Genomic DNA, 20161 nt, shown 5'->3' with positions numbered 1-20161 from the left:
CGCCATGAGCCACGTCAGCCTGTCCGACGTTTCCACGTATCTGCCCGGGGAGCCGATCGGCGCCGACTACTACGCCCGGTTCGCCGAGTCCGACGATCTGCGCGACAACCTGATGTTCCGCGCGCCGAGCTTCCGCCACCACGTCGCCCCCGAGGAGACCGCGGCCGACATGATCGAGCGGGCCGCGCAAGGCCTGGTCGACCGGCACGGCCGCGACGTGGTCGAGGGCGCCGACGTGCTGATCCCCCACCCCCAGGTGCCGGACATGCCGTTCTACGGCGGCGGGGGCGGCATCGCCCACCGCCTCGGCATGCGCCCGTCCTGGGTGCTGGACCTGCACAACGGCGGGGGGGCCGCGTTTGTCCTCGCGCTCAACGTGGCCCGCACGCTGCTGACCTCGGGCCAGGGCCGCACCGCGCTGATCGCGATCGCGCAGAACGCCGCGGGGCAGGTGTTCGACCAGCCCGGGGTCCGGCGCAAGGCCCAGTCGTCGGTTCCCGGCGACGGCGCGGCGGTGGGCCTGGTCACGGTGTCCGACCGGTCGCCGATCCTCGACGTGGAGTGCCGCACCTACGGCGAATACGCCGGCGACATGACGCTGGCGATCGACCCGCCCCGCAAGTGGTGGCAGCCCGGCGCGGGGGAGGGCAGCATCGGCTTCACCGAGAGCAAGATCGCCAAGGTGCTGGCCCGCGGCAACCGGCAGGTCCCCGAAGTCGCGCTGGCGGTGTGTGACCGAATCGGTCTGCCCGCCAAGGACATTGACCTGCTGGTCACCAATCAGCCCAACCGGGTGTTCCTGCGCAACTGGCGCGACGCGCTCGAAGTCCCCGAATCCCGACACCTGGACACCTTTGACGAGTGCGGCAACCTGTTCGGTGCCGGAATCCCCGTCAACCTCGAGCGCGCGATCTGTTCGGGCCGGCTCAAGACCGGCGACGTGCTCATGATGGCCGCCTTCGCGCACGCCGGCGACTTCGCCGGGGCGGCGGCGGTGCGCTGGGGCGGGCGAGACTGATGCAGCCCGTCCCGGGCCCGGTGGCCGAGGACATCGGCGACGCGCTGCCCAATGCGATCGACCCGTTTGCGCTGTCGCTCAACGAGAATCCGTTCCCGCCGCTTCCGGCGGTGCGCTCGGCGTTGATCCGCTCCGTCTACGCGGCCAACCGGTACCCCGAGTTCCTGCCCGAGCGGCTGCGCGGCATGATCGCCGCCCACGTCGGCGTGCCCGCCGACTGGGTGGTGCCGGGCGCCGGCGCGACGGGCCTGGCGTTGCAAACCCTGCAGGCGCTGACGTCCCCGGGGGACACGATCGCGATGGCGTTGCCGACCTTCGACGGTTATCCGATCGTCGCGCGGATGGCCCGGCTGAACTCGCTGATCGTCCCGCTCGACGGACAGGGCCACAACGACCTCGACGCATTGGCCGACGCGGCCGCCGACGCCCGCGTGGTGGTGCTGTGCCGCCCGCACAACCCCACCGGCACGCTGGAGCCGGTTGCCGAGGTGTTGCGATTCCTGGGCCGCGTCCCGCGTGACACCGTCGTGCTGCTCGACGAGGCGTACATCGAGTTCACCGCGCCCGAGCACCGGATCGACCTGCCCGCGCTGCTCGTCCGGTTCCCGAACGTGGTGGTGATCCGAACATTCTCCAAGGCCTACGGCCTGGCGGGGCTGCGGATCGGCTACGGCGTCGCCTCGCCCGATCTCGCATCGAGGCTGTGGGCCCAGCAGCTGCCGTTCGGCGTCGCGATCACCGGCCTGCTCGCGGTTGCGGCCAGCTACGGCGCGGAAGACGAACTGCGGCAAAGGGTCCGGGCGATCAACGCCGAGCGTCGCCACCTGCGCATGCGGCTGAGCGCCATGGGCATCTACACCACCGACAGCCATGCCAACTTCCTCTACCTGCCCTTGGGCGCCGCACCGTGGCAGGGGGTGTTCGCCGACGGCGGGCTGCACGTGCGGCACTACCCCGACGGCGGCGCGCGGATCACCGTGGGCAACCGCGCCTCGACGCTGGCCGTCCTCTCCGCGCTGGGAAAGGCCACACGCCAGCTCCAAGTGCGGTAAGAAAGGGCGTGGCGGCAGCACACCCGGGCAAACGTCGCGACCAACGCGACCCGATCGCGCTCGCGCGCGCCAACTGGGAGGGCGCCGGATGGGGCGACGTCGCCCAGGGCATGGTCGCGGTGACGTCGGTGATGCGGGCCCACCAGATCCTGCTCGCCCGCGTCGAGACCGCGCTGCGTCCCTACGATCTGAGCTTTTCGCGGTACGAGTTGCTGCGGCTGCTGGCGTTCAGCCGCGCCGGCGCCCTGCCGATCACCAAGGCGTCGGACCGGCTGCAGGTCCACGTCACGAGCGTCACGCACGCGATCCGGCGGCTGGAGGCCGACGGGCTGGTGCGGCGGGTCCCGCATCCCACCGACGGCCGGACCACGCTGGTGCAGATCACCGAGCTGGGCCGCTCGACGGTCGAGGACGCCACCATCACGCTCAACGAGCAGGTGTTCGCCGACATCGGGATCGACGCCGCCGAGTCGGCGGCCCTGGTGTCGTCCATCGAGACGTTGCGGCGCAACGCCGGTGACTTCTGAGCGCGCGGGCGTCAGGCGTTGCGCAGCATTTCGATGACGGCGCTGAAGTCCTTGTCGGCGTGGGAGGCGGCGAATTTCGCGTAGATCTCCGCGGCGTGGGTGCCCAGGGGCGCGGACGAACCGGTCGAGGAGACCGCGTCCATCGCCAGGCCCAGGTCCTTGTTCATCAGCGCCGTCGCGAAACCGGGCCGAAAATCGTTGTTGGCCGGCGATGTCGGGACCGGTCCCGGCACGGGGCAATTTGTTTGCACCGCCCAGCAGTTGCCCGTCGCGCCGGTGATGACGTCGAAAAGCGACTGGGCCGACAGGCCCAGCTTCTCGGCCAGCACGAACGCCTCGCCGACGGCGATCTGCTGCACCGCGAGCACCATGTTGTTGCACACCTTCGCGGCCTGCCCGGCGCCGGCGGCGCCGCAGTGAATGATCTTGCCGGCCATGGGTTCCAGCACGGGGCGGGCCCGTTCCACCGCGTCGGCCTCGCCGCCGACCATGAACGCCAGCGTCCCGGCCGTCGCCCCCTTCACGCCGCCGGACACGGGCGCGTCGAGTTGCTGCATGCCGTGCGACCCGGCGAGTCCGTGGGCCTCGCGGGCGTCGTTGACCGAAATCGTGGAGCTGTCGATGAACAGCGTGCCCGCGCGCGCGGCCGGGAGGACCTCGGCGTAGCAGCGCTTGACCACGTCGCCGTTGGGCAGCATGGTGATCACCACGTCTGCCTCGGTCGCGGCGTCGGCCGCGCTGTCGAACACCGTGACGCCGTGGGCGGTCGCGGCCTCCGCCGCCGCCGGCACGGGGTCGAAGCCGCGCACCGTGTATCCCGCACCCACCAGGTTCGCCGACATGGGGCCGCCCATGTTGCCCAGACCTAGGAAAGCAATGGACGCGATGCTGCTCATGGCTGCCTTTCTACGCGGTCGTGCGGAACCGTGCGGCCTCGGCCCGGCCGATGACCACGCGCATGATCTCGTTGGTGCCTTCCAGGATCCGGTGCACCCGCAAATCACGGACGATCTTCTCCAGGCCGTACTCGCGCAGGTAACCGTAGCCGCCGTGCAGCTGCAGGGCCTTGTCGGCGACGTCGAAGCAGGTGTCGGTGACGTAGCGCTTGGCCATCGCGCACAGCTCGACCTTGTCGGGATCGTCGGCGTCCAGCGCACTTGCGGCCCGCCACAACATCATCCGGGACGTCTCCAGGCCCGTGGCCATGTCGGCGAGGGTGAAGCGCACGGTGGGTTCGTCGAGCAGGGCGGAACCGAACGCCTGCCGCTCGCGAACGTAGGCCCCGGCCTTGTCGAAGGCGGACTGGGCGCCGCCGAGCGAGCACGCCGCGATGTTGATCCGGCCACCGTTGAGGCCGTTCATCGCGATGCCGAAACCGGCTCCCTCGCCCTCGGCGCCGCCCAGCATCGCGTCGGCGGGCACCCGTACCCCTTCCAGGATCACCTGGGCGGTGGGTTGCGCATGCCAGCCCATCTTCTCCTCGCAGGCGCCGAAACTGAGCCCGGGCGTGCCTTTTTCGATGACGAAGGTCGAAATGCCGCGGGGTCCGGGGTTTTCCGCCCCGCCGGTGCGCGCCATCACCACGTACACGTCGGAGGCGCCCGCGCCGGAGATGAACTGCTTGACGCCGTCGAGCACGTAGTCCGCGTTTTTTCCAGGCCCCTCCTTGACGGCCCTGGTGGTCAACGCGCTCGCGTCGGACCCGGCGCCGGGCTCGGTGAGGCAGTAGCTCGCGATGACGTCCATCGCGGCCAGGCGGGGCACCCAGGCCTTGCGCTGCTCGGGCGTGCCGAACGTGTCGATCATCCACGCGCACATGTTGTGGATCGACAGGAAGGCCGCCGTCGTGGGGTCGGCGATGGCCAGCTGTTCGAAGATGCGGACGCCGTCGAGCCGGCGCAATCCGCTGCCGCCGACGTCGTCGCGGCAGTAGATCGCCGCCATGCCGAGTTCGGCCGACTCGCGCAGCACGTCCGTCGGGAAGTGCTTGGTGACGTCCCACTCCAGGGCGTGCGGGGCGAGCCGCTTGGCGGCGAACGCGGCCGCCGTCTCGGTGATGACGCGCTCGTCGGCGTTGAGGGTGAACATGATGGCCGTGACTCCGCCTAATTCATTGTGGGGATGACGAATTCGGCCCCGTCCTTGATGCCCGACGGCCAGCGGGAGGTGACCGTCTTGACCTTGGTGTAGAACTGGATCGACGTCGGGCCATGCTGGTTGAGGTCGCCGAAGCCGGAGCGCTTCCAGCCGCCGAAGGTGTGGTAGGCCACCGGGACCGGGATCGGCACGTTGACCCCGACCATGCCGACCTGCACCCGCGAGACGAAGTCGCGGGCGGTGTCGCCGTCGCGGGTGAACACGGCAACCCCGTTGCCGTACTCGTGCTCCGACGGCAGCCTCAGCGCCTCCTCGTAGTCGTGGGCGCGCACGATGCACAGCACGGGCCCGAAGATCTCGTCGGTGTAGATCGACATGTCGGGCGTGACGTGGTCGAACAGGGTGGGGCCGATGAAGAACCCGCCCTCGAGGTTGGCGTCACCGAATGTCAGGTCGTCGCTGCGCCGCTCGCGGCCGTCGATCACGATCTCGGCGCCGGCGGCCACCCCCTGGGCGATGTAGTCGCGCACGCGATGCAGGGCGGCCTCGGTGACCAGCGGTCCGTAGTCGGCCTTGGGGTCCAGGCTGTGTCCGACCCGCAGGTTGTTGATCCGGTCAATCAGCCTGGCGCGCAGGCGTTCCGCCGTCTTCTCGCCCACCGGCACCGCGACGCTGATCGCCATGCACCGTTCCCCGGCGCTGCCGTAGCCGGCGCCGATCAGCGCGTCGACGGCCTGGTCGAGGTCCGCGTCGGGCATCACGATCATGTGGTTCTTGGCGCCGCCGAAGCACTGCGACCGCTTGCCGTGGGCCGCGGCGCCCGCGTAGATGTACTGGGCGATGTCGGAGCTGCCGACGAACCCTACGGCCTGGATGTCCGGGTGTTCCAGGATCGCGTCGACGGCTTCCTTGTCGCCGTGGACCACCTGGAACACGCCGGGCGGCAGGCCGGCCTCCAGAAACAGCTCGGCCAGTCGCACGGGAACCGAGGGGTCGCGCTCGCTGGGCTTGAGGATGAAGGCGTTGCCGCAGGCCAGTGCGGGTCCGGCCTTCCACAGTGGGATCATCGCCGGGAAGTTGAACGGGGTGATGCCCGCGACCACGCCGAGCGGCTGGCGCAGCGAGTAGACGTCGATGCCGGGGCCGGCGCCCTCGGTGTACTCGCCCTTGAGCAGGTGCGGGATCCCGATGGCGAACTCGATGACCTCGACGCCGCGCTGGACGTCGCCGCGCGCGTCGGCCAGGGTCTTGCCGTGCTCGAGGGACAGCATTTCGGCGAGCTCGTCGGCCGCGTCGTTGACCAGCTCGACGAACCGCATCATCACGCGGGCACGGCGCTGCGGATTCCATGCGGCCCAGCCCTTTTGCGCCTCGACGGCCGAGGCGACGGCGGCGTCCACCTCCGCCCTGCCGGCCATCGGCACCAGCGCCTGCACCTGGCCGGTGCTCGGGTTGAAGACGTCGGCGGTGCGGCCGGACCGGCCGGCGGTGCGCTTGCCGTCGATGAAGTGCGGGATCTGCGTGGTCATGGGTGCCCTCGGGTGTGGTGACGACTGGATACTTGCATATCCTAGTAACCCGGTTCGCGCGTTGGCAAGGTGCGGTTGCCAGGCCCGCGCCCGGCGGCTTACGGCGTCAGCTGCGCGCCGCGGCAGCGAACCTGATTGCCGCCGGCGTGCTTGGCCTCATACATCGCGGCATCGGCCGCGGCGATCATCTGCTTGATCAGCGCCGGCTGCGGGTCGGCGTTGGCCAGCGGCGTCGTGGCGACACCGACGCTCGCGGTCACGGCCCACGGGGTCGCGGCGACGGCCGCGAGCATCCTGTCGGCGGTGTCCCTCGCGGCGGCGGCATCGCCGACCTCGGCGATCAAGAACTCCTCGCCGCCGAGGCGGGCGACCACGGAGTTGACGTTGCTGGCGCGGCGCAGGTTGTCGGCCACGGCCGTCAGGATTTCGTCGCCGACGGCGTGGCCGTGGTGGTCGTTGAGCCTCTTGAAGCCGTCCAGGTCGACCATGACCACCGCGAACGACCCGGCCTCGTCGGGTCCCTTCGCCGGAAGGAGCGCCTGCACCGAACGGTAGAAGCCGCGCCGGTTGTGCAGCCCGGTCAGCGGGTCGGTGTGCGACACCATGGCGTCGAGCGTCAGCAGGTGCAGCAGCACCTGGCCGGCGAAGGGGACGGCGAGCACCGCGATCGCCACGCCCAGAAAGTGGCCGAAGGCCAGCGCGGGATCGCCGGCCAGCGCCACCCGCACCGCCGAGAACACGGTGGTGAGCGCGGCGTTGGCCAACGTCAGCGTGAGCAGCCGGCTGGAATGGAAGAGCGCCACGTAGCCGCCTATCGGCGCGAACGTCGTGCAGGCCAAGAGGCCGGTGATCGGGCTGCCCGCGACGATGCAGCCGATGGTGACGCCGACGTTGCATCCGAGTGCGAACAGTTCGGACTCGTGCCGGGTGGGCCAGTGACTGAGCCACAGCGCGGCCATCGCGGCGCACAGGAGCGTGATCGCGACGGCCGCCGCGGTCCCCGTTGTCCCTTTCGGACCCGACGGGCTCCACAGCATCACGATCGGCACCACTCCGAACAGGCTGGCGAAGGTCGCGATCGCCAGTTGGGCGAACCGCTGAAGTCCCCGCTCGGCGAGATACCCCGACAGCCATTGGTATTGGTCGGGTTGCCCGCCGAATGGCCGGATCCACGTCACGGCGCCTCCGGGGGATGATCAGCGGTTTCGCGCGGGACAGATATCGTCCGCGGGGCCGGGGTGGGCGCCGGCGGACAGATAGTACAACGGCGTCAACCCCGCCGCGACTCGGCGGAGGCCGCGGCGCGGGCCCGGCAACGGATACTGACCGTGTAACCCGACCCGATATTCATCGGGTGGAGGAGGCACGTGACGGCACACCAGGACGACCCCGTCGGCCCGCGCAAGCTGCGCGCGGTACCCGACGACGGCTACGCCGACTGGGAGGCGGTGTACTCCGACAACGCGGCCTGGGTGTACCGGACGCTGTTCGCGCGCGTCGGCAACCGGGCCGACGCCGAGGACCTCACCGCCGAGGTCTTCCTCGCCGCGCTGCGGCCACTGCGGCTCACCGCCAGCGTCGGTGAGGTGCGCTCGTACCTGCGGACCACCGCCCGCACGGTGCTGGCCGCGCACTGGCGGCAGACACTGGGCCGGGAGATAACCTCGATCGACGACGTCGAACAGCCACCCGACAGCGAGGAAGCGATCAGCACCGCGCCCCGGCGGGTCGCCGAGGTTTTGGACAACCTGCCCGACCGATACCGCAGGATTCTGGAACTCCGCTTCCTGCAAGGCGATTCGATCAAGGAGTCGGCGGCCAAGCTTGGCATCAGTGTTGCCAACGCCAAAGTGCTCCAGCACCGCGCCCTGCGGCTGGCGGCGCAGGTCAACGAGGGAGGTGGGCCATGAACGCGCGCGGTTTGCGGCGCTACGTCGACGATTTGCTGCGCGGCCGCCGGCCCAAGGCGTTCGAGCCGGACGACTTCGAGGCCGCGCAGATCCGCACCGCGATCGAACTGCGCGCGGCGCGGCCCGGCCCGGATGCGGACGCCGAGCCGCGTCCGGAATTCCTCAGCGGCCTGCACCGCCGCCTGGCCGAGCAAATGTCCGGAGCCACGACGCAGGTGCCGCCGCGGCAGAGCAGCACGCGCCGCCAGGTCATCGTCGGCACCTCGGCCGCCGCGGCCGCCGCCGTCACCGCGGTATCGATCGATCGTGCCGTGATCGGCCAGTCGGGGGAGGCGCCCGCGGTGGCGGCCCGGCTCACCCCGAACGACGGAAGCTGGCAGAAGGTCGCGGCCAGTTCGGAGGTGCCCGACGCGCGCATGCGCTCCTTCGATCTGGGCTCTGTCGCCGGCTTCGTCCGTCGCGTGGACGGCAGGCTCGAGGCGGTCTCGGGGGTCTGTACGCATCAGGGCTGCCGGCTGTGGTTCGACGCGCCGGATGACACGCTGCGCTGCCCCTGTCACTCCACGTCGTTCTCCCCGACCGGACAGGTGGTCACCCACCAGCTGCCGATCGCCCCGAAGCCGTTGCCGACGCTGATGGTCCGCGAGGTCGACGGCGCGGTCGAGGTGTTCGCCCCGCGCCACGAGGTGTAACCCGCCGCCCTATCTCGGGGTATGACTACCAAGCTTCGAAAACGTCTGCTCGCGGCGTCGGCCGCAAGCGCGCTGTTGCTCGCCGGCTGCTCGTCGTCCCCGCCGGCCGCCCAGCCGTCGGTCGGCCCGGCGCCCGCAACGGGATCGCCGGCCGCGGCCACCGGGGACCAGGTCAGCATCGACAACTTCGCCTTCGCGCCGGCCACCCTGACCGTCAAGGCCGGCGCCACCGTCACGTGGACCAACCGGGACGAGGAACCGCACACCGTGGCCGCCAGCGACGGCTCGTTCCATTCGCCCGGGATGGGAACGGGCGCAACGTATTCGCACACTTTTCCGACGGCGGGGAAGTTCGACTATGTGTGCTCGATTCATCCGATGATGCACGGCACCGTGGTGGTGACGGGATGACCGGCGCAGACCCCGAGGGGATGACGCGCCGCCAGCTCATCCGGCACTCGGCGTGGTTCGGCGCGGCGGTCGGTTTCGCCGTCGTCGGCGGCGAGGTGATCTCGCATGCCGCCGGCTCGGCGACCGCGCAGCGCGCCCAGTCCCGGCCCACGCTGCGATTCGCGCAAGTCAGCGACAGCCACATCGGTTTCTCCGGCCCGCCGAACCCGGACGTCGCCGGCACGTTCGGCCACGCGATCGCCGAGATCAACAACCTCGGCTACACACCGGATTTCGTCGTTCACACCGGCGACCTCACCCACCTGTCGAGCCCTGAGCAGTTCGACCAGGTGAGACAGATGATGACCACGCTGCGGACCCCGCACGTCTTCACGGTGCCCGGCGAGCACGATTCGGTCGATGACGCGGGGCAGAAGTACCGCAGCGTCTTCGGCGCGGGGACCCGCGGCGACGGCTGGTACAGCTTTGACATCGCCGGCGTCCATGTGATCGCGTTGGTCAACACGCTGAATCTGAAGAAACTGGGTCATCTGGGCGCGGACCAGCTGGCGTTCGTCGAGAAGGACGTGCAGGCGCTGTCGAGTGACACACCCATCATCGTGTTCAGCCACATCCCGCTGTTCGCGATGTATCCGGACTGGGGCTGGGGCACCGACGACGCCGGCCAAGCGCTCAGTTACCTCAGTCGCTTCTCGTCGGTCACCTGCATCAACGGACATGTGCACCAACTGTTTTCCAAAACGGAAGGCAAGGTCACCTTCTACAGCGGGACCACGACAGCCTATCCGCTGCCCCATCCCGGCGACGGGCCGGCGCCCAAGCCCGTCACGCTGCCGGCCGGCAAATTACGCGACGCTCTAGGCATTCGCGAGGTCAGCTACACCAAGGGGCAGACCGCCCTGGCCCTGAAGGAGAGCGTTCTGCAATGAAGTTTGTGTTCCGGCTCGCCCTGGCGGCCTGCCTTACCGTCAGCGCACTGGGCCACGCCTATCTGTATGTCCATGGCTACCAACATATCCCGATGATCGGCATCGGTTTCCTGATCCAGGCCAGCGTCTCGATTTCGTTGGCTCTGCTGATCGCCGTGGGCGGCCCCTGGTGGTTACGGTGGGGCGCGGCCGCGTTGGCAGGCGGGTCGCTGGCGGCGTTCGTCCTGTCCAGGACCGTGGGGCTCTTCGGCTTCACCGAGCGCGGATGGGACCCGGCCCCGTATGCGGCCCTCACGGTGGTGGCCGAAGCGCTGTGCGTGCTGTTGTGGGCGAGCGCGTTCGTGAGGTGGCCGGGGCCGCTGACCTACCGCTCTCGGTTCGCCGGCTAGATCGCCGGATCGAACTCGATTGTGCCGCCGGCGGGGCTGTAGGAGAAGTAGATCGGCATCTGCTTGAAGACGTAGTTGCCGGTGTTGAAGGCGCCGGGCCCGTTGGGCGGAGGGGCGGTCTGCGACACCGTGACTTGCATCGAATTGGCGCCCACCGTCTCCGAATACAACTGTTCGGCACCGCCTTGCCCGTTGGGAATGTCCACCTGGATTTGGGTGCCCGCCGGCAAGTACTGGCCGGGCTGATAGCCGTTGACAATGTCCGACGGGATGTTGCCGCCGTTGCCACCGGTGTCGACGAACGCGCCGGTGAGGTCCTGGAACGCCCCGTTGTTGACCGAGATGGTCAGGTCATCGGTGACCGGAGCGCCGGACACGGAGGCGAAGGGCGCCACGGGATTCGGCCCGAATTCCACGTAGGGATGGGCCGCCTGCTCGTTGAAGAGCACGCCCTGACTCAGCGCGCCCGGCAGTTGCTGCACGGGGCTGGTGGCGAAATTGGGCAGATTTTCGGTGTTGGCCCCCACGCCGAGGATGGCCTCGTTCGGGGTGACGGGCATTCCATTGTGTGTTTCCGCGGTGATGACGCCGATCGTCATCGGCTTCGTGAGGACCCCGTCGCCGAAGTTCAGAACCGCGGTGTAGGTGGTATAGAAGTCGATGGTTCGGTCCTCGGGCGGCCCGAATGCATATTGGCTCTGCTGGCCGGGGGTACCGAGCGACGCCGGATTGACCATGCTTTCCGGGAACAGGGCGGCGGTGGATCCACTGTCCATCAGCGCCTGCACCTGCGGTCCGTCGTTGACCGAGACGGTCACCGTCGGGCGGCCGCCGTTCGCGGCGTCGACCCCGTTCAGCGTGAGGGTGGCCGGACCGCCGGCGGCGCCGCCGACCCCCGAGTGGCCCCACAACATACCGCCGGTGCCGCCGTGGCCGCCGACACCCGAGACCACCACCGCCGGGCACGCCGGCCGTGGTACTGGCGCCGCCGTCGCCGCCGTCGCCCCAGAGGATTCCACCGGCACCGCCGGGGGTCCCGGCCCCCTGGGAGTTGGTCGTGCCTTCGGCCCCGTTGCCGATCAGCGGCCGGCCCAACAGCGTCTCGGTCGGCGCATTGACCAGGGCCAGAAGGTCTGCTTCGAACGTCCGCAGCGGCTCGGCGCCGGCGACCTCTGCAGTGGCGTAGGCCTGGGCACCGGCGGTCAGGGTCTGCATGAATTGGGTGTGAAACGTCGCGGCCTGCGTGCTCAGCTCCTGATAGGCCAGCCCGTATCGGGAGAACAGCGTCGCGATGGACGCCGACACCTCGTCGCCGGCGGCGGGGAGCACCGCGGTGGTGGGCATCGCCGTGGCCTCGTTGGCCGCGCTGAGCGTGGCGGCGAGGCTCTCCAGCGAGCGCGCAACATCGGTCATGGTCTCGGGCACCGCAACGACGAACGACATCAAAACCTCCGGTCGCACAGTATTGCCATTTCGAGAGGTCGCCCCCAGTGCGGCGGGTACATAGTAGTCATTTCGGCTCCGTCACTAACAAGGTCAAACCGGATGAAAATTTTCTTAACTAGCGGTGAGCGATTGCGCCCAAACGCCGTCCGGCGCCGGTCTCAGGTATCGAAAACCATTGTGCCGGCACCGCTTGGGCTGTACGAGAGGTAGACCGGGTCCTGCAGGAAGGGGCTTATTCCAGTGTTGAAGAACCCTCCGAGGGCGCTCGGCGCGACCGTCGTCTGTTGGTTGCCGGCCGTCGTCGTGTAGAGCAATGTTCCGTCGGGTGTGTAAACGGAGACGGTGGTGCCCGCCGGCAGGTATCCACCGGAGTTCGGCGGGCCCAGGTTGTCGGGCACGGAACCGCCCAGACCGCCGGAATCGATGTATGCGCCGGTGGTCTGCTGCATCGCGCCGCCGTTGATCCGGACATCCAGGGTGGTGATCGGGGCCCCGGTCACCGACGCATACCCGGGTAAGGGATTGGGGCCGAATTGCAGTGTCCCCGTGGGTTCGTCGATGAGCAGTCCCTGGCCGAACGCCCCCGGCAACGCCGTGACGGGACTGCTGGCCGGACCGTAGCCATTGGCCCCGACGCCCAGAATGGCCGGCGCCTGCGAAGCCGGGTAGGAGAAGATGAAATTCTGGGTTATCGAGGTGACGACGGCGACTGTCGTTGGCGCCGTGACGATTCCGTTCCCGAAATTCACCGTGGTCGTATAGGTGTTGTAGTACTCGGTCAGGTAATCCCCGACCCCGCCGTACGTGACGCTCCCCTGCCCGGTCGCGTTACCCAGACTGGCGAGGTTCACATCCTGCGGGGGGAGGATGAGACCGCGGGATCCGGTGTCGACGATCACCGGCACGTTCGGGCCGCCGCCGACCGAGACGTTGACGTAGAGGTCCTGGCCGTTGAGTTGGAGCGGGACCGTGGCCACGCCGGGGGCGCCGGTGAGTCCGGCCGTGCCCAGCAGCCCGCCGCTGCCGCCGGCACCACCGGTCCCGGTCCCGCTGTTGGCACTGCCGGCCCCCCCCTGCCCCCCCTGACCGCCGATGCCACCGGTGCCGCCGTTGCCGTTTGTCCCACCCGCGGCTGCTGCGCCGCCGGTGCCGCCCGTCCCGCCGGCACCACCCTGGCCGCCGGTGTTGCCGGACCCGGCATTCCCGGTTCCCGCGGCACCGGTGGCACCACTTCCGCCGGTACCACCCGTTCCGCCCTGGCCGCCCGCGCCCACGGCGCCGACGCTCGAGCCGATCCCGCCACTTCCGGCGATCCCTCCGGTTACGGTTTCCCCCCACCCCCGCCGGCCCCCCCGCCGCCGCCGTTACCGAACCCGATCACCTGGCCACCTGCCCCGGCCGCCCCGCCAGCACCGCCGTTGCCCCCGGTATCGAGTTCGCTGCCGGTCACGGTCCCGGAGTTGCCGCCGATACCGCCAGCGCCGCCATGACCGCCGGGGCCGAACAAGATGCTCGCGCCGGCGCCACCGGAGCCACCGGCCCCACCGACGTCGCCCGTGGAGATGATGCTGTTGATGACGGCTCCGCCAGCTCCGCCGGCCCCACCGACCCCGCCGGCCCCGCCGCTGCCGAGAATTAAGCCGGCGCCGCCGACCCCACCGACCCCGCCGACCCCGCCGTCGTCGCCGAAGAAGACAGTGCTGTCGGTGACGGCCCCGCCGGCCCCGCCGACGGCTCCCGGGGCGGTGCTGTTCCCGCCGTTGCCGCCGTTGCCCCACAACAGGCCACCGGCGCCCCCCGCCGTCCCGACCCCTTGGGCGTTGGTCACACCGTTGGCGCCGTCGCCGATCAAGGGACGGCCCAGCAGCGTGTTGGTGGGGGCGTTGATGAGCCCGAACAGGTCTTGCTGGAGGATTTGCAGCGGGTCGGTGTTGGCGGCCTCGGCGGCCGCATAACCGCTCGCGGCCGCCGTCACGGCCTGCACGAATTGGGCGTGGAATTCCGCGGCCTGCCCGGTAAGCGCCTGATACGCCGACGCGTAATCGGAAAAGGCCGCCGAAATGGCCGCCGACACCTCGTCGGCGCCGGCCGTGATCAAATCGGTCGTGGGCGCCGCCGCCGCCGCGTTAGCCGCGCGGATGGCCGAACCGATGTCGGCGAGCTTCGTGGCCGCACCCGTCAGCGTTTCGGGCGTTGCGATGACAAAAGACACCCCCACCTCCCCTGGCCGATTCGTTGGAAGAGCTCTCACCCGAATTGGCGACAAAGGGGATGTTAGGTGTTATGCGCCCGGAAAATAGCGGTTTTCAATTGCGGGCCGGCGTATTTGGACGCGCTTATCGCGAAATCAACTGTGGCGCATACCGTCGATGAACCTGCGCGTCTCCTCCCAACTGGGCAGTACGCCGGAGGCGCGCACTTCGGCGAAGCTGGGGGCCACCGCGTCCTTGTCGGACAGGCTGGGTGCGGCCCCGCCGACGAGGGGCCAGTCGATGGCGAGATCGGGATCCGTCGCGCAGATGGCGTACTCGCGCTGCGGGTTGTACTCCGACGAGCACAGGTACATCACCGTCGAATTGTCCTGCAGCGCAAGGAATCCGTGCGCGAGGCCCTCGGAGATGTAGATCGTGCGGCGGTCCTTGTCGTCCAGCAGCGTCGAATCCCAGCGGCCGAACGTCGGCGATCCTTCCCGGACGTCCACCACCACGTCGAACACCGAGCCGCGCACGCAGGTGACGTACTTGGCCTGGCTCGGCGGCACCTGGGCGAAGTGCAGCCCGCGCAGCACCCCGGCCGAGGACACCGAGCAGTTGGCCTGCCGGACGTCGAGGTGATGACCGGCGAAATCGGTGAAATCGCGGTCTTTGAGCCATTCGAAGAACAGGCCGCGGGAGTCGCCGTGGATCGTCGGGGTGATCTCCCACGACCCCGGGATGCTGAGCTCGCGGACTTCCACGTTACTGACCTCGTTCCTCGTAGCGGGCTTCCGCGGCGTCTTTGAGTGGGCGCCACCATGATTCGTTGTTGCAGTACCACTCGATGGTCTCGCGCAGTCCCTCTTCGAAATTGCTGTGCGGCGGCGTCCACGCCAGCTCGTCGTACAGCGTCGACGGGTCGATGGCGTACCGCAGGTCGTGGCCGACGCGGTCGGGGACGTGGTCGAAGTCGTCCGGGTCGCGGCCCATCATCTTCAGCAGGGTGCGCAGCACGGTCAGGTTGTCGCGCTCGCCCTCGGCGCTGATCAGATACGTCCGGCCGATCTGACCTTTTTCCAGGATCCGGCGGACCGCGCTGTTGTGGTCCTCGACGTGGATCCAGTCGCGGACGTTGGCGCCGTTGCCGTACAGCTTGCACCGGCGGCCGGTGAGCACGTTGGTGATCTGGCGCGGGATGAACTTCTCCACGTGCTGATACGGCCCGTAGTTGTTGGAGCAGTTGGAGATCGTCGCGCGCGCACCGTAGGACCGCACCCACGCCCGCACCAGCATGTCGGCGCCGGCCTTGGTCGCCGAGTACGGGCTCGACGGGTCGTACGGCGTGGACTCGGTGAACCGCTCGAGGTCGTCGAGTTCCAGGTCGCCGTAGACCTCGTCGGTCGAGACGTGATGCAGCCGCACGCCGTGGCGGCGCACCGCTTCGAGGATGGTGAACGTTCCGATCACGTTGGTGTACACCGCCGGCACCGGGTCCTCGAGCGCGTTGTCGACGTGGCTTTCCGCGGCGAAGTGGATGACGGCGTCGGACTCGGCGACCAGCTGCGAAACCAGGTCGGTGTCGGTGATGTCGCCCTCGACGAACCGAATGGAGTCCTCGACCTGGGCCAGCGACTCGCGACGGCCGGCATAGGTCAACGCGTCGAGCACCGTCACGTCGTCTTCGGGGTGTTCGCGCACCGTGCTATGCACGAAATTGGCGCCGATGAAGCCGGCGCCTCCGGTGACCAGCAGTCGCATGGTCAGAAACCATAGACGAGGCGGACGGCCGGTCGGTGCCGGTTAGCGCGATTGTGGCCTAACCCGCGGTCAGCCCCAGTGGTTCCGCCAGCTCCGCGAGGGCGGCGACGAGGTTGTCGTCCTTGGTGAGGACCTGCACGGGCACGTGGTCGGCACCGGCGGCGAGATGCTCGCCCAGCCGGGCGGCGACCTGCTCGGGGGTGCCGTACGCCACCACCGCGTCGACGAGGCGGTCGCTGCCCGGCCGGGTGACCTCGTCCTCGGCGAAGCCCAGCCGCTTCCAGCTGTTGCGGTAATTGGCCAGGTTGAAGTAGATGTCGAGGGCCTTGCGGCCGACCGCGCGGGCCTTGTCCGCGTCGGTGGTCAGCACCACCTTGTGCTCGGGGGCCAAAAACGCCGACGGGCCGATCAGCTCGCGGGCCCGCGCCGTGTGCTCCGGGGTGGTCAGGTAGGGGTGCGCTCCGGCGCTGCGCTGCGCGGACAGCGTCAGCACCCGCGGGCCCAGGGCCGCCACCACCCGCCGGTGGGCCGGTACGCCGTAGTCGTCGAGGCGGTCCAAGTATTCGACCAGCGCGTCGTAGGGCTTGCGGTACTCGGTGTGCGCCTCGGGGTGGCCGACGCCGATGCCGAGCAGGAAGCGCCCCGGGTAGGCCTTGTCGATGCGGTGGAAGGACTCGGCGACGGGCCCCGCCGCGGCGGTCCAGATGTTGACAATGCCGGTCGCCACCTGCAGCGTCGTGGTTGCGGCCAGGATCGGCTCCACCCAGGCCAGCTCGGCCGGGGGCGAACCGCCGACCCACACCGCCCCGTAGCCGAGGGCCTCGATTTCTTTGGCTTGCTGGGGCGTCACGCCGCGTCCGAACGATCCGAACCGGCCGAGGTCGGGCTTGCTGGCTGCATCGGTCATGGTTGTCCCAACCGGGCGGCCGGTGCTGCTATTCCGGAAGCGCGCCATCCACGGCGGGCGGCAACTGCAGCGGCAGCAGGACGATGAACCGGGTATCGCCGGGTGCGGATTCGACCCGCAGGTCCCCGCGATGCTTTTTCACGACGATGTTCGAGGCCAGGTCCAGCCCGAGGCCGGTGCCTTCCCCGACCGGCTTGGTCGTGAAGAACGGCTCGAAGATCCGCTCGCGTATGTCGTCGGGCACACCCGGTCCGGTGTCGCAGATTTCGACGCGGGCCATCCGTTCGCCCTCGCGGCAGGTGCGGATGGTCAGCGTGCCGCCCGCTTCCCCCATCGCGGCGATGGCGTTGTCGACGATGTTGGTCCACACCTGATTGAGATCGCCCGGGTAGCAAGGGATTTCCGGCAACGATTTGTCGAATTCCTTGACCACCGTGATGGCCGTGTCCCTGCCCGGGCCGGCGCCCAACCGGTCGGCGAACATGGTGAGGGTGCTGCGCAGCAGTTCGTGGAGGTCGGCGACCTGGAACGGGGCGCGGTCCATCTGCGAATACTGCTTGGCGTCGGCGACCAGCGCCGAGATTCGCTTGCTCGCCTCGGAGATCTGGTTCAGCAGCAGCTCGCCCTCGACGGTGTAGGTGAGCCACTGGAGTGCCTTCTCGAGCGAGGTGGACGAGTCCAGCTCGTCGGTGGCCGCGGCTATCCGCTCCAGCCAGTCGGTGTCGAGGCCGGCCTCGACGAAGGTCGGCGCGATGTCCCAGCCGTCCTCGACGCCGTGGTCTTGGAGCCATTCGCCGACGGCGTCTTCGGCGTCGGCCGTCTCGATCGACGTCATGGTCGCCGACACCGACTTGGCGACCTGGGCCGCGACCTCCTCCTGCAGCCGGACCAGGCCGCGCAGCGCCTCGGGGGTGACGGTGCCGTCGGCGAGCATCGCGAGCTTTCGCCGCATGCCGGCCACCCGCTCGCGCAGTTCCGCGGCGGCCCGCGCGGTGGCCGCGGCGGGATTGTTCAGCTGGTGGGTCAGCCCCGCGGACAACTGGCCCAGCGCCAGCAGCTTCTCCCGGTTGTCGATGATCCGTCTGGTCCGCTCGGTGCCGACGGCGATCCCGTCGAGCAGGTGGACGGCCATCGGGAACTCTTCCTGCATGAAGCGGGCGAAGGCCGTGGCGTCCATCACGAAGAATCGCGACGGCCTGGTGACCCGCACCGACGTGCTGTACGCCTGCTGCGCCTCGCCGGTGAACGCCTGCCAGGCGCCGCAATACACGCCGCGCTGCGACGTCCGGTTGGTTTCGATGTCCTGGCCCCCGGAGAGCTTCGACATCACCAGCTCGCCCTCGATGAGCACGTAGAAACACGTCGCCGGCTCGCCCTCCACGCAGATCGGGCCCGGCTGGTACTCCTGGACGTGCCCGTCGGCGCACAGCCTGGCCAGCTGCGGGTCGGACAGCTTCTCGAACAGGAACAGGGTGCGCAGGTCGTCCGGCCGGCAGGCGGTCCTGTCCGTCGTTGATCCGGCGTCGGCCGTCGGCTCGGCGCCGGTCATGATTCCGCGAGGTAGCGGTGTACCAGCATCACCGCCATGGATCCCTCGCCGACGGCGGCCGCGACGCGCTTGGCCGACTCGGCCCGCACGTCACCGGTGGCGAACACGCCCGGCACGCTGGTTTCCAGGTGGTGGGGTGGGCGGTCCAGCGTCCAGCCGCACACGCCGCGCAGGTCCGGCCCGGTCAGGATGAAGCCGCGGTCGTCGCGTGCGAGCACGCCGTCGAGCCAGTCGGTGCCCGGTGCGGCGCCGATGAAGATGAACATCCGCGCGCAGGTGACGTCCTCGGTCTCGCCGGTCCGGTTGTCGACCAGGGTCAGCCTCTCCAGGTGGTCGTTGCCGACGGCGCGGCGCACTTCGGTGCAGGTGCGCACGATGATGTTGGGCCGCGCCTGGATCTGCTGGATCAGGTAGTACGACATCGAGGCGTCCAGCGAGGGGGCGCGCACCGCGATGGTGACCGATTTGGCCTCGCGGGACAGGTACATCGCGGCCTGCCCGGCGGAGTTGGCCCCGCCGATCACGTAGACGTCCTCGCCCGCGCACTCCGACGCGACGGAGACCGCGGCCCCGTAGTAGACGCCGCGGCCGGTCAGCTCGCCGCATCCCTCGGCCGGCAGCTGGCGGTAGGCGACGCCGGTGGCCAGGATGACCGCGTGCGCGTCGATGAAGCCGCCGTCGGCGAACCGCACCGTGCGCTTGGAGCCGTTGATCTCCAGCGCCGTCGCGGTGCGGGCAGTGACGAGTTCGGCGCCGAACTTCTCGGCTTGGCGGCGCGCGCGGTCGGCCAGTTGGCCGCCCGACACCCCGTCGGGGAAGCCCAGATAGTTCTCGATCCGCGAGCTCTGGCCGGCCTGCCCGCCCGTCGCGGTGCGCTCGATCAGCACCGTGCGCAGCCCCTCGGAGGCGCCGTACACGGCGGCGGCCAGGCCGGCGGGGCCGCCGCCGATGACGATCAGGTCGTAGAACTCCTGCGACGGCGTGGTGGTCAGGCCCAGGGTGTCGGCGAGCTGCGCTTCGGTGGGTTCGACCAGGGTGTCGCCGCGCTCGGTGACGACGACGGGCAATCGCAGGCCATCGACCCCGGCGGCCTTGAGCAACCGCTCGCCGTCGGGATCGTCGGCCATGAACCAGGAGTAGTGCAGCCCGTTGCGGGCCAGGAAGTCACGCACCTGCCAGGACCGCTCCGACCAGCGGTGCCCGATCACCTTGGTGTGTGGCACGGGACGTTCCGGTGCCGCCCGCCAGGCGTCGAGCAGCCCGTCGATCACGGGATAGAACTTCTCCTGCGGCGGGTCCCACGGCTTGAGCAGGTAGTGGTCGAGATCGACGACGTTGATCGCGTCGATCGCGGCGTGGGTGTCGGCGTAGGCGGTCAGCAGCACCCGGCGTGCCGCCGGATACAGGTCCATCGCCTGCTCGAGGAATTCGATGCCGCTCATCTGCGGCATCCGGTAGTCGGCGATGAGGACCGCGACCGTCTCGCCCCGCAGTTTCAGCTCTTTGAGCGTCTCCAGGGCGTCGGGACCGGACTCGGCGCGCACGATCCGGTGCCGGTCGCCGTACTGGCGGCGCAGATCCCGCGCGACGGCGCGCGAAACCGAGGGATCGTCGTCGACGGTCAGCAGCACGGGTTTATGGTCCTGGACAGCGGAGTTCGCCGGGCTGGTCATCACGGTCAAGTATGCCCTCGGCACGGCTCCCACGGCAGGTCGAAAGCCGTTGTCGCGGCGCGCGGGATTTCTCTGCCGG

General features: G+C 69.5%; 20 protein-coding genes and 2 pseudogenes. 9 read left to right on the top strand and 13 right to left on the bottom strand.

Translation table 11 applies throughout. The features are described 5' to 3' along the window. The first annotated feature begins 4 nt into the window (after window positions 1–4). From BN971_RS23415 to BN971_RS23405, 3 genes are read left to right on the top strand one after another with little or no spacing between them, the layout of a single operon-like run. Window positions 5–1018, top strand: coding sequence for a 3-oxoacyl-ACP synthase III family protein (locus BN971_RS23415; protein WP_090350686.1), 1014 nt, complete (start codon window positions 5–7; stop codon window positions 1016–1018). Further along, a complete protein-coding gene (locus BN971_RS23410; protein WP_085179150.1) occupies window positions 1018–2070 on the top strand; it encodes a pyridoxal phosphate-dependent aminotransferase in 1053 nt (350 codons plus the stop codon). Before BN971_RS23415 ends, BN971_RS23410 begins: the two co-directional genes overlap by 1 nt. Window positions 2071–2078: 8 nt before the next feature. Continuing rightward, window positions 2079–2597, top strand: coding sequence for a MarR family transcriptional regulator (locus tag BN971_RS23405; RefSeq protein WP_085179149.1), 519 nt, complete (start codon window positions 2079–2081; stop codon window positions 2595–2597). Window positions 2598–2608: 11 nt separating this feature from the next. Here BN971_RS23405 and mmsB read toward each other — a convergent pair whose 3' ends face one another. The 4 genes from mmsB to BN971_RS23385 all read right to left on the bottom strand — a co-directional run bounded on the left by mmsB (window position 2609) and on the right by BN971_RS23385 (window position 7401). Further along, window positions 2609–3484 (bottom strand): 3-hydroxyisobutyrate dehydrogenase, encoded by an 876-nt coding sequence (gene mmsB / locus BN971_RS23400; protein ID WP_090350685.1) that lies wholly within the window; start codon window positions 3482–3484, stop codon window positions 2609–2611. A 19-nt stretch (window positions 3485–3503) separates the two neighbouring features. Further along, window positions 3504–4685, bottom strand: coding sequence for an acyl-CoA dehydrogenase family protein (locus tag BN971_RS23395; RefSeq protein WP_085179147.1), 1182 nt, complete (start codon window positions 4683–4685; stop codon window positions 3504–3506). Between the two features lie 17 nt (window positions 4686–4702). Continuing rightward, on the bottom strand, window positions 4703–6223 hold the full coding sequence (locus BN971_RS23390; RefSeq protein WP_085179146.1) for a CoA-acylating methylmalonate-semialdehyde dehydrogenase: 1521 nt from the start codon (window positions 6221–6223) through the stop codon (window positions 4703–4705). Between the two features lie 98 nt (window positions 6224–6321). Continuing rightward, complete coding sequence (locus BN971_RS23385; RefSeq protein ID WP_085179145.1) at window positions 6322–7401, bottom strand: GGDEF domain-containing protein; 1080 nt, start codon at window positions 7399–7401, stop codon at window positions 6322–6324. 189 nt (window positions 7402–7590) lie between these two features. Between BN971_RS23385 and BN971_RS23380 the strand changes: the two genes are divergently transcribed. Genes BN971_RS23380 through BN971_RS23360 form a run of 5 tightly spaced genes read left to right on the top strand, consistent with a single transcriptional unit; the run spans window position 7591 to window position 10554 of the window. Continuing rightward, window positions 7591–8133 (top strand): RNA polymerase sigma factor, encoded by a 543-nt coding sequence (locus BN971_RS23380; protein ID WP_085179144.1) that lies wholly within the window; start codon window positions 7591–7593, stop codon window positions 8131–8133. Beyond that, window positions 8130–8825, top strand: coding sequence for a Rieske (2Fe-2S) protein (locus BN971_RS23375; protein WP_085179143.1), 696 nt, complete (start codon window positions 8130–8132; stop codon window positions 8823–8825). The genes BN971_RS23380 and BN971_RS23375 overlap by 4 nt, the downstream gene beginning before the upstream one ends. 21 nt (window positions 8826–8846) lie before the next feature. Then, entirely contained in the window at window positions 8847–9236 is a 390-nt protein-coding gene (locus BN971_RS23370; RefSeq protein ID WP_090350648.1) for a cupredoxin domain-containing protein, read from the top strand. Next, the gene (locus tag BN971_RS23365; RefSeq protein WP_085179141.1) at window positions 9233–10165 is read left to right on the top strand and encodes a metallophosphoesterase family protein; all 933 of its coding nucleotides are present in this window, start codon (window positions 9233–9235) and stop codon (window positions 10163–10165) included. Before BN971_RS23370 ends, BN971_RS23365 begins: the two co-directional genes overlap by 4 nt. Continuing rightward, window positions 10162–10554, top strand: a complete 393-nt coding sequence (locus BN971_RS23360; RefSeq protein ID WP_085179140.1) for a hypothetical protein — start codon at window positions 10162–10164, stop codon at window positions 10552–10554. Before BN971_RS23365 ends, BN971_RS23360 begins: the two co-directional genes overlap by 4 nt. On the opposite strand, the gene BN971_RS26520 is transcribed toward BN971_RS23360, so the two are convergent. Continuing rightward, a complete protein-coding gene (locus tag BN971_RS26520; protein WP_249262775.1) occupies window positions 10551–11510 on the bottom strand; it encodes a hypothetical protein in 960 nt (319 codons plus the stop codon). The two genes, BN971_RS23360 and BN971_RS26520, sit on opposite strands and share 4 nt — an antisense overlap. A 52-nt stretch (window positions 11511–11562) precedes the next feature. Next, a pseudogene (locus BN971_RS26515) lies at window positions 11563–11946 on the bottom strand (PE family protein); the annotation flags it as partial. Between BN971_RS26515 and BN971_RS26350 the strand changes: the two are divergent. Further along, window positions 11846–12061 carry a hypothetical protein gene (locus BN971_RS26350; RefSeq protein WP_283159890.1) on the top strand — a complete coding sequence of 72 codons (216 nt, stop codon included), beginning with the start codon at window positions 11846–11848 and terminating at the stop codon, window positions 12059–12061. The pseudogene BN971_RS26515 and the gene BN971_RS26350 sit on opposite strands and share 101 nt — an antisense overlap. Window positions 12062–12158: 97 nt before the next feature. On the opposite strand, the gene BN971_RS26510 is transcribed toward BN971_RS26350, so the two are convergent. The 7 genes and pseudogenes from BN971_RS26510 to BN971_RS23325 all read right to left on the bottom strand — a co-directional run bounded on the left by BN971_RS26510 (window position 12159) and on the right by BN971_RS23325 (window position 20082). Further along, on the bottom strand, window positions 12159–13274 hold the full coding sequence (locus BN971_RS26510; protein WP_139027165.1) for a PecA family PE domain-processing aspartic protease: 1116 nt from the start codon (window positions 13272–13274) through the stop codon (window positions 12159–12161). Between the two features lie 380 nt (window positions 13275–13654). Further along, window positions 13655–14212 (bottom strand): annotated as a pseudogene (locus BN971_RS26810) (PE family protein); the annotation flags it as partial. A 135-nt stretch (window positions 14213–14347) separates the two neighbouring features. After that, complete coding sequence (gene rfbC / locus BN971_RS23345; protein WP_085180083.1) at window positions 14348–14956, bottom strand: dTDP-4-dehydrorhamnose 3,5-epimerase; 609 nt, start codon at window positions 14954–14956, stop codon at window positions 14348–14350. Between the two features lies 1 nt (window position 14957). Further along, window positions 14958–15953, bottom strand: a complete 996-nt coding sequence (gene rfbB, locus BN971_RS23340; RefSeq protein WP_085180084.1) for a dTDP-glucose 4,6-dehydratase — start codon at window positions 15951–15953, stop codon at window positions 14958–14960. A gap of 58 nt (window positions 15954–16011) precedes the next feature. After that, window positions 16012–16860, bottom strand: coding sequence for an LLM class F420-dependent oxidoreductase (locus BN971_RS23335; RefSeq protein WP_085180085.1), 849 nt, complete (start codon window positions 16858–16860; stop codon window positions 16012–16014). Between the two features lie 28 nt (window positions 16861–16888). Then, window positions 16889–18409 carry an ATP-binding protein gene (locus BN971_RS23330; RefSeq protein ID WP_085180086.1) on the bottom strand — a complete coding sequence of 507 codons (1521 nt, stop codon included), beginning with the start codon at window positions 18407–18409 and terminating at the stop codon, window positions 16889–16891. Next, window positions 18406–20082, bottom strand: coding sequence for an NAD(P)/FAD-dependent oxidoreductase (locus tag BN971_RS23325; RefSeq protein ID WP_085180169.1), 1677 nt, complete (start codon window positions 20080–20082; stop codon window positions 18406–18408). Before BN971_RS23325 ends, BN971_RS23330 begins: the two co-directional genes overlap by 4 nt. Between the last annotated feature and the right edge of the window lie 79 nt (window positions 20083–20161).

The sequence above is a fragment of the Mycobacterium bohemicum DSM 44277 genome (assembly GCF_001053185.1).
Lineage (GTDB): Bacteria > Actinomycetota > Actinomycetes > Mycobacteriales > Mycobacteriaceae > Mycobacterium > Mycobacterium bohemicum.
Note: the sequence above shows the minus strand (reverse complement) of the source record. Positions and strands in the feature narration are given on the sequence as shown.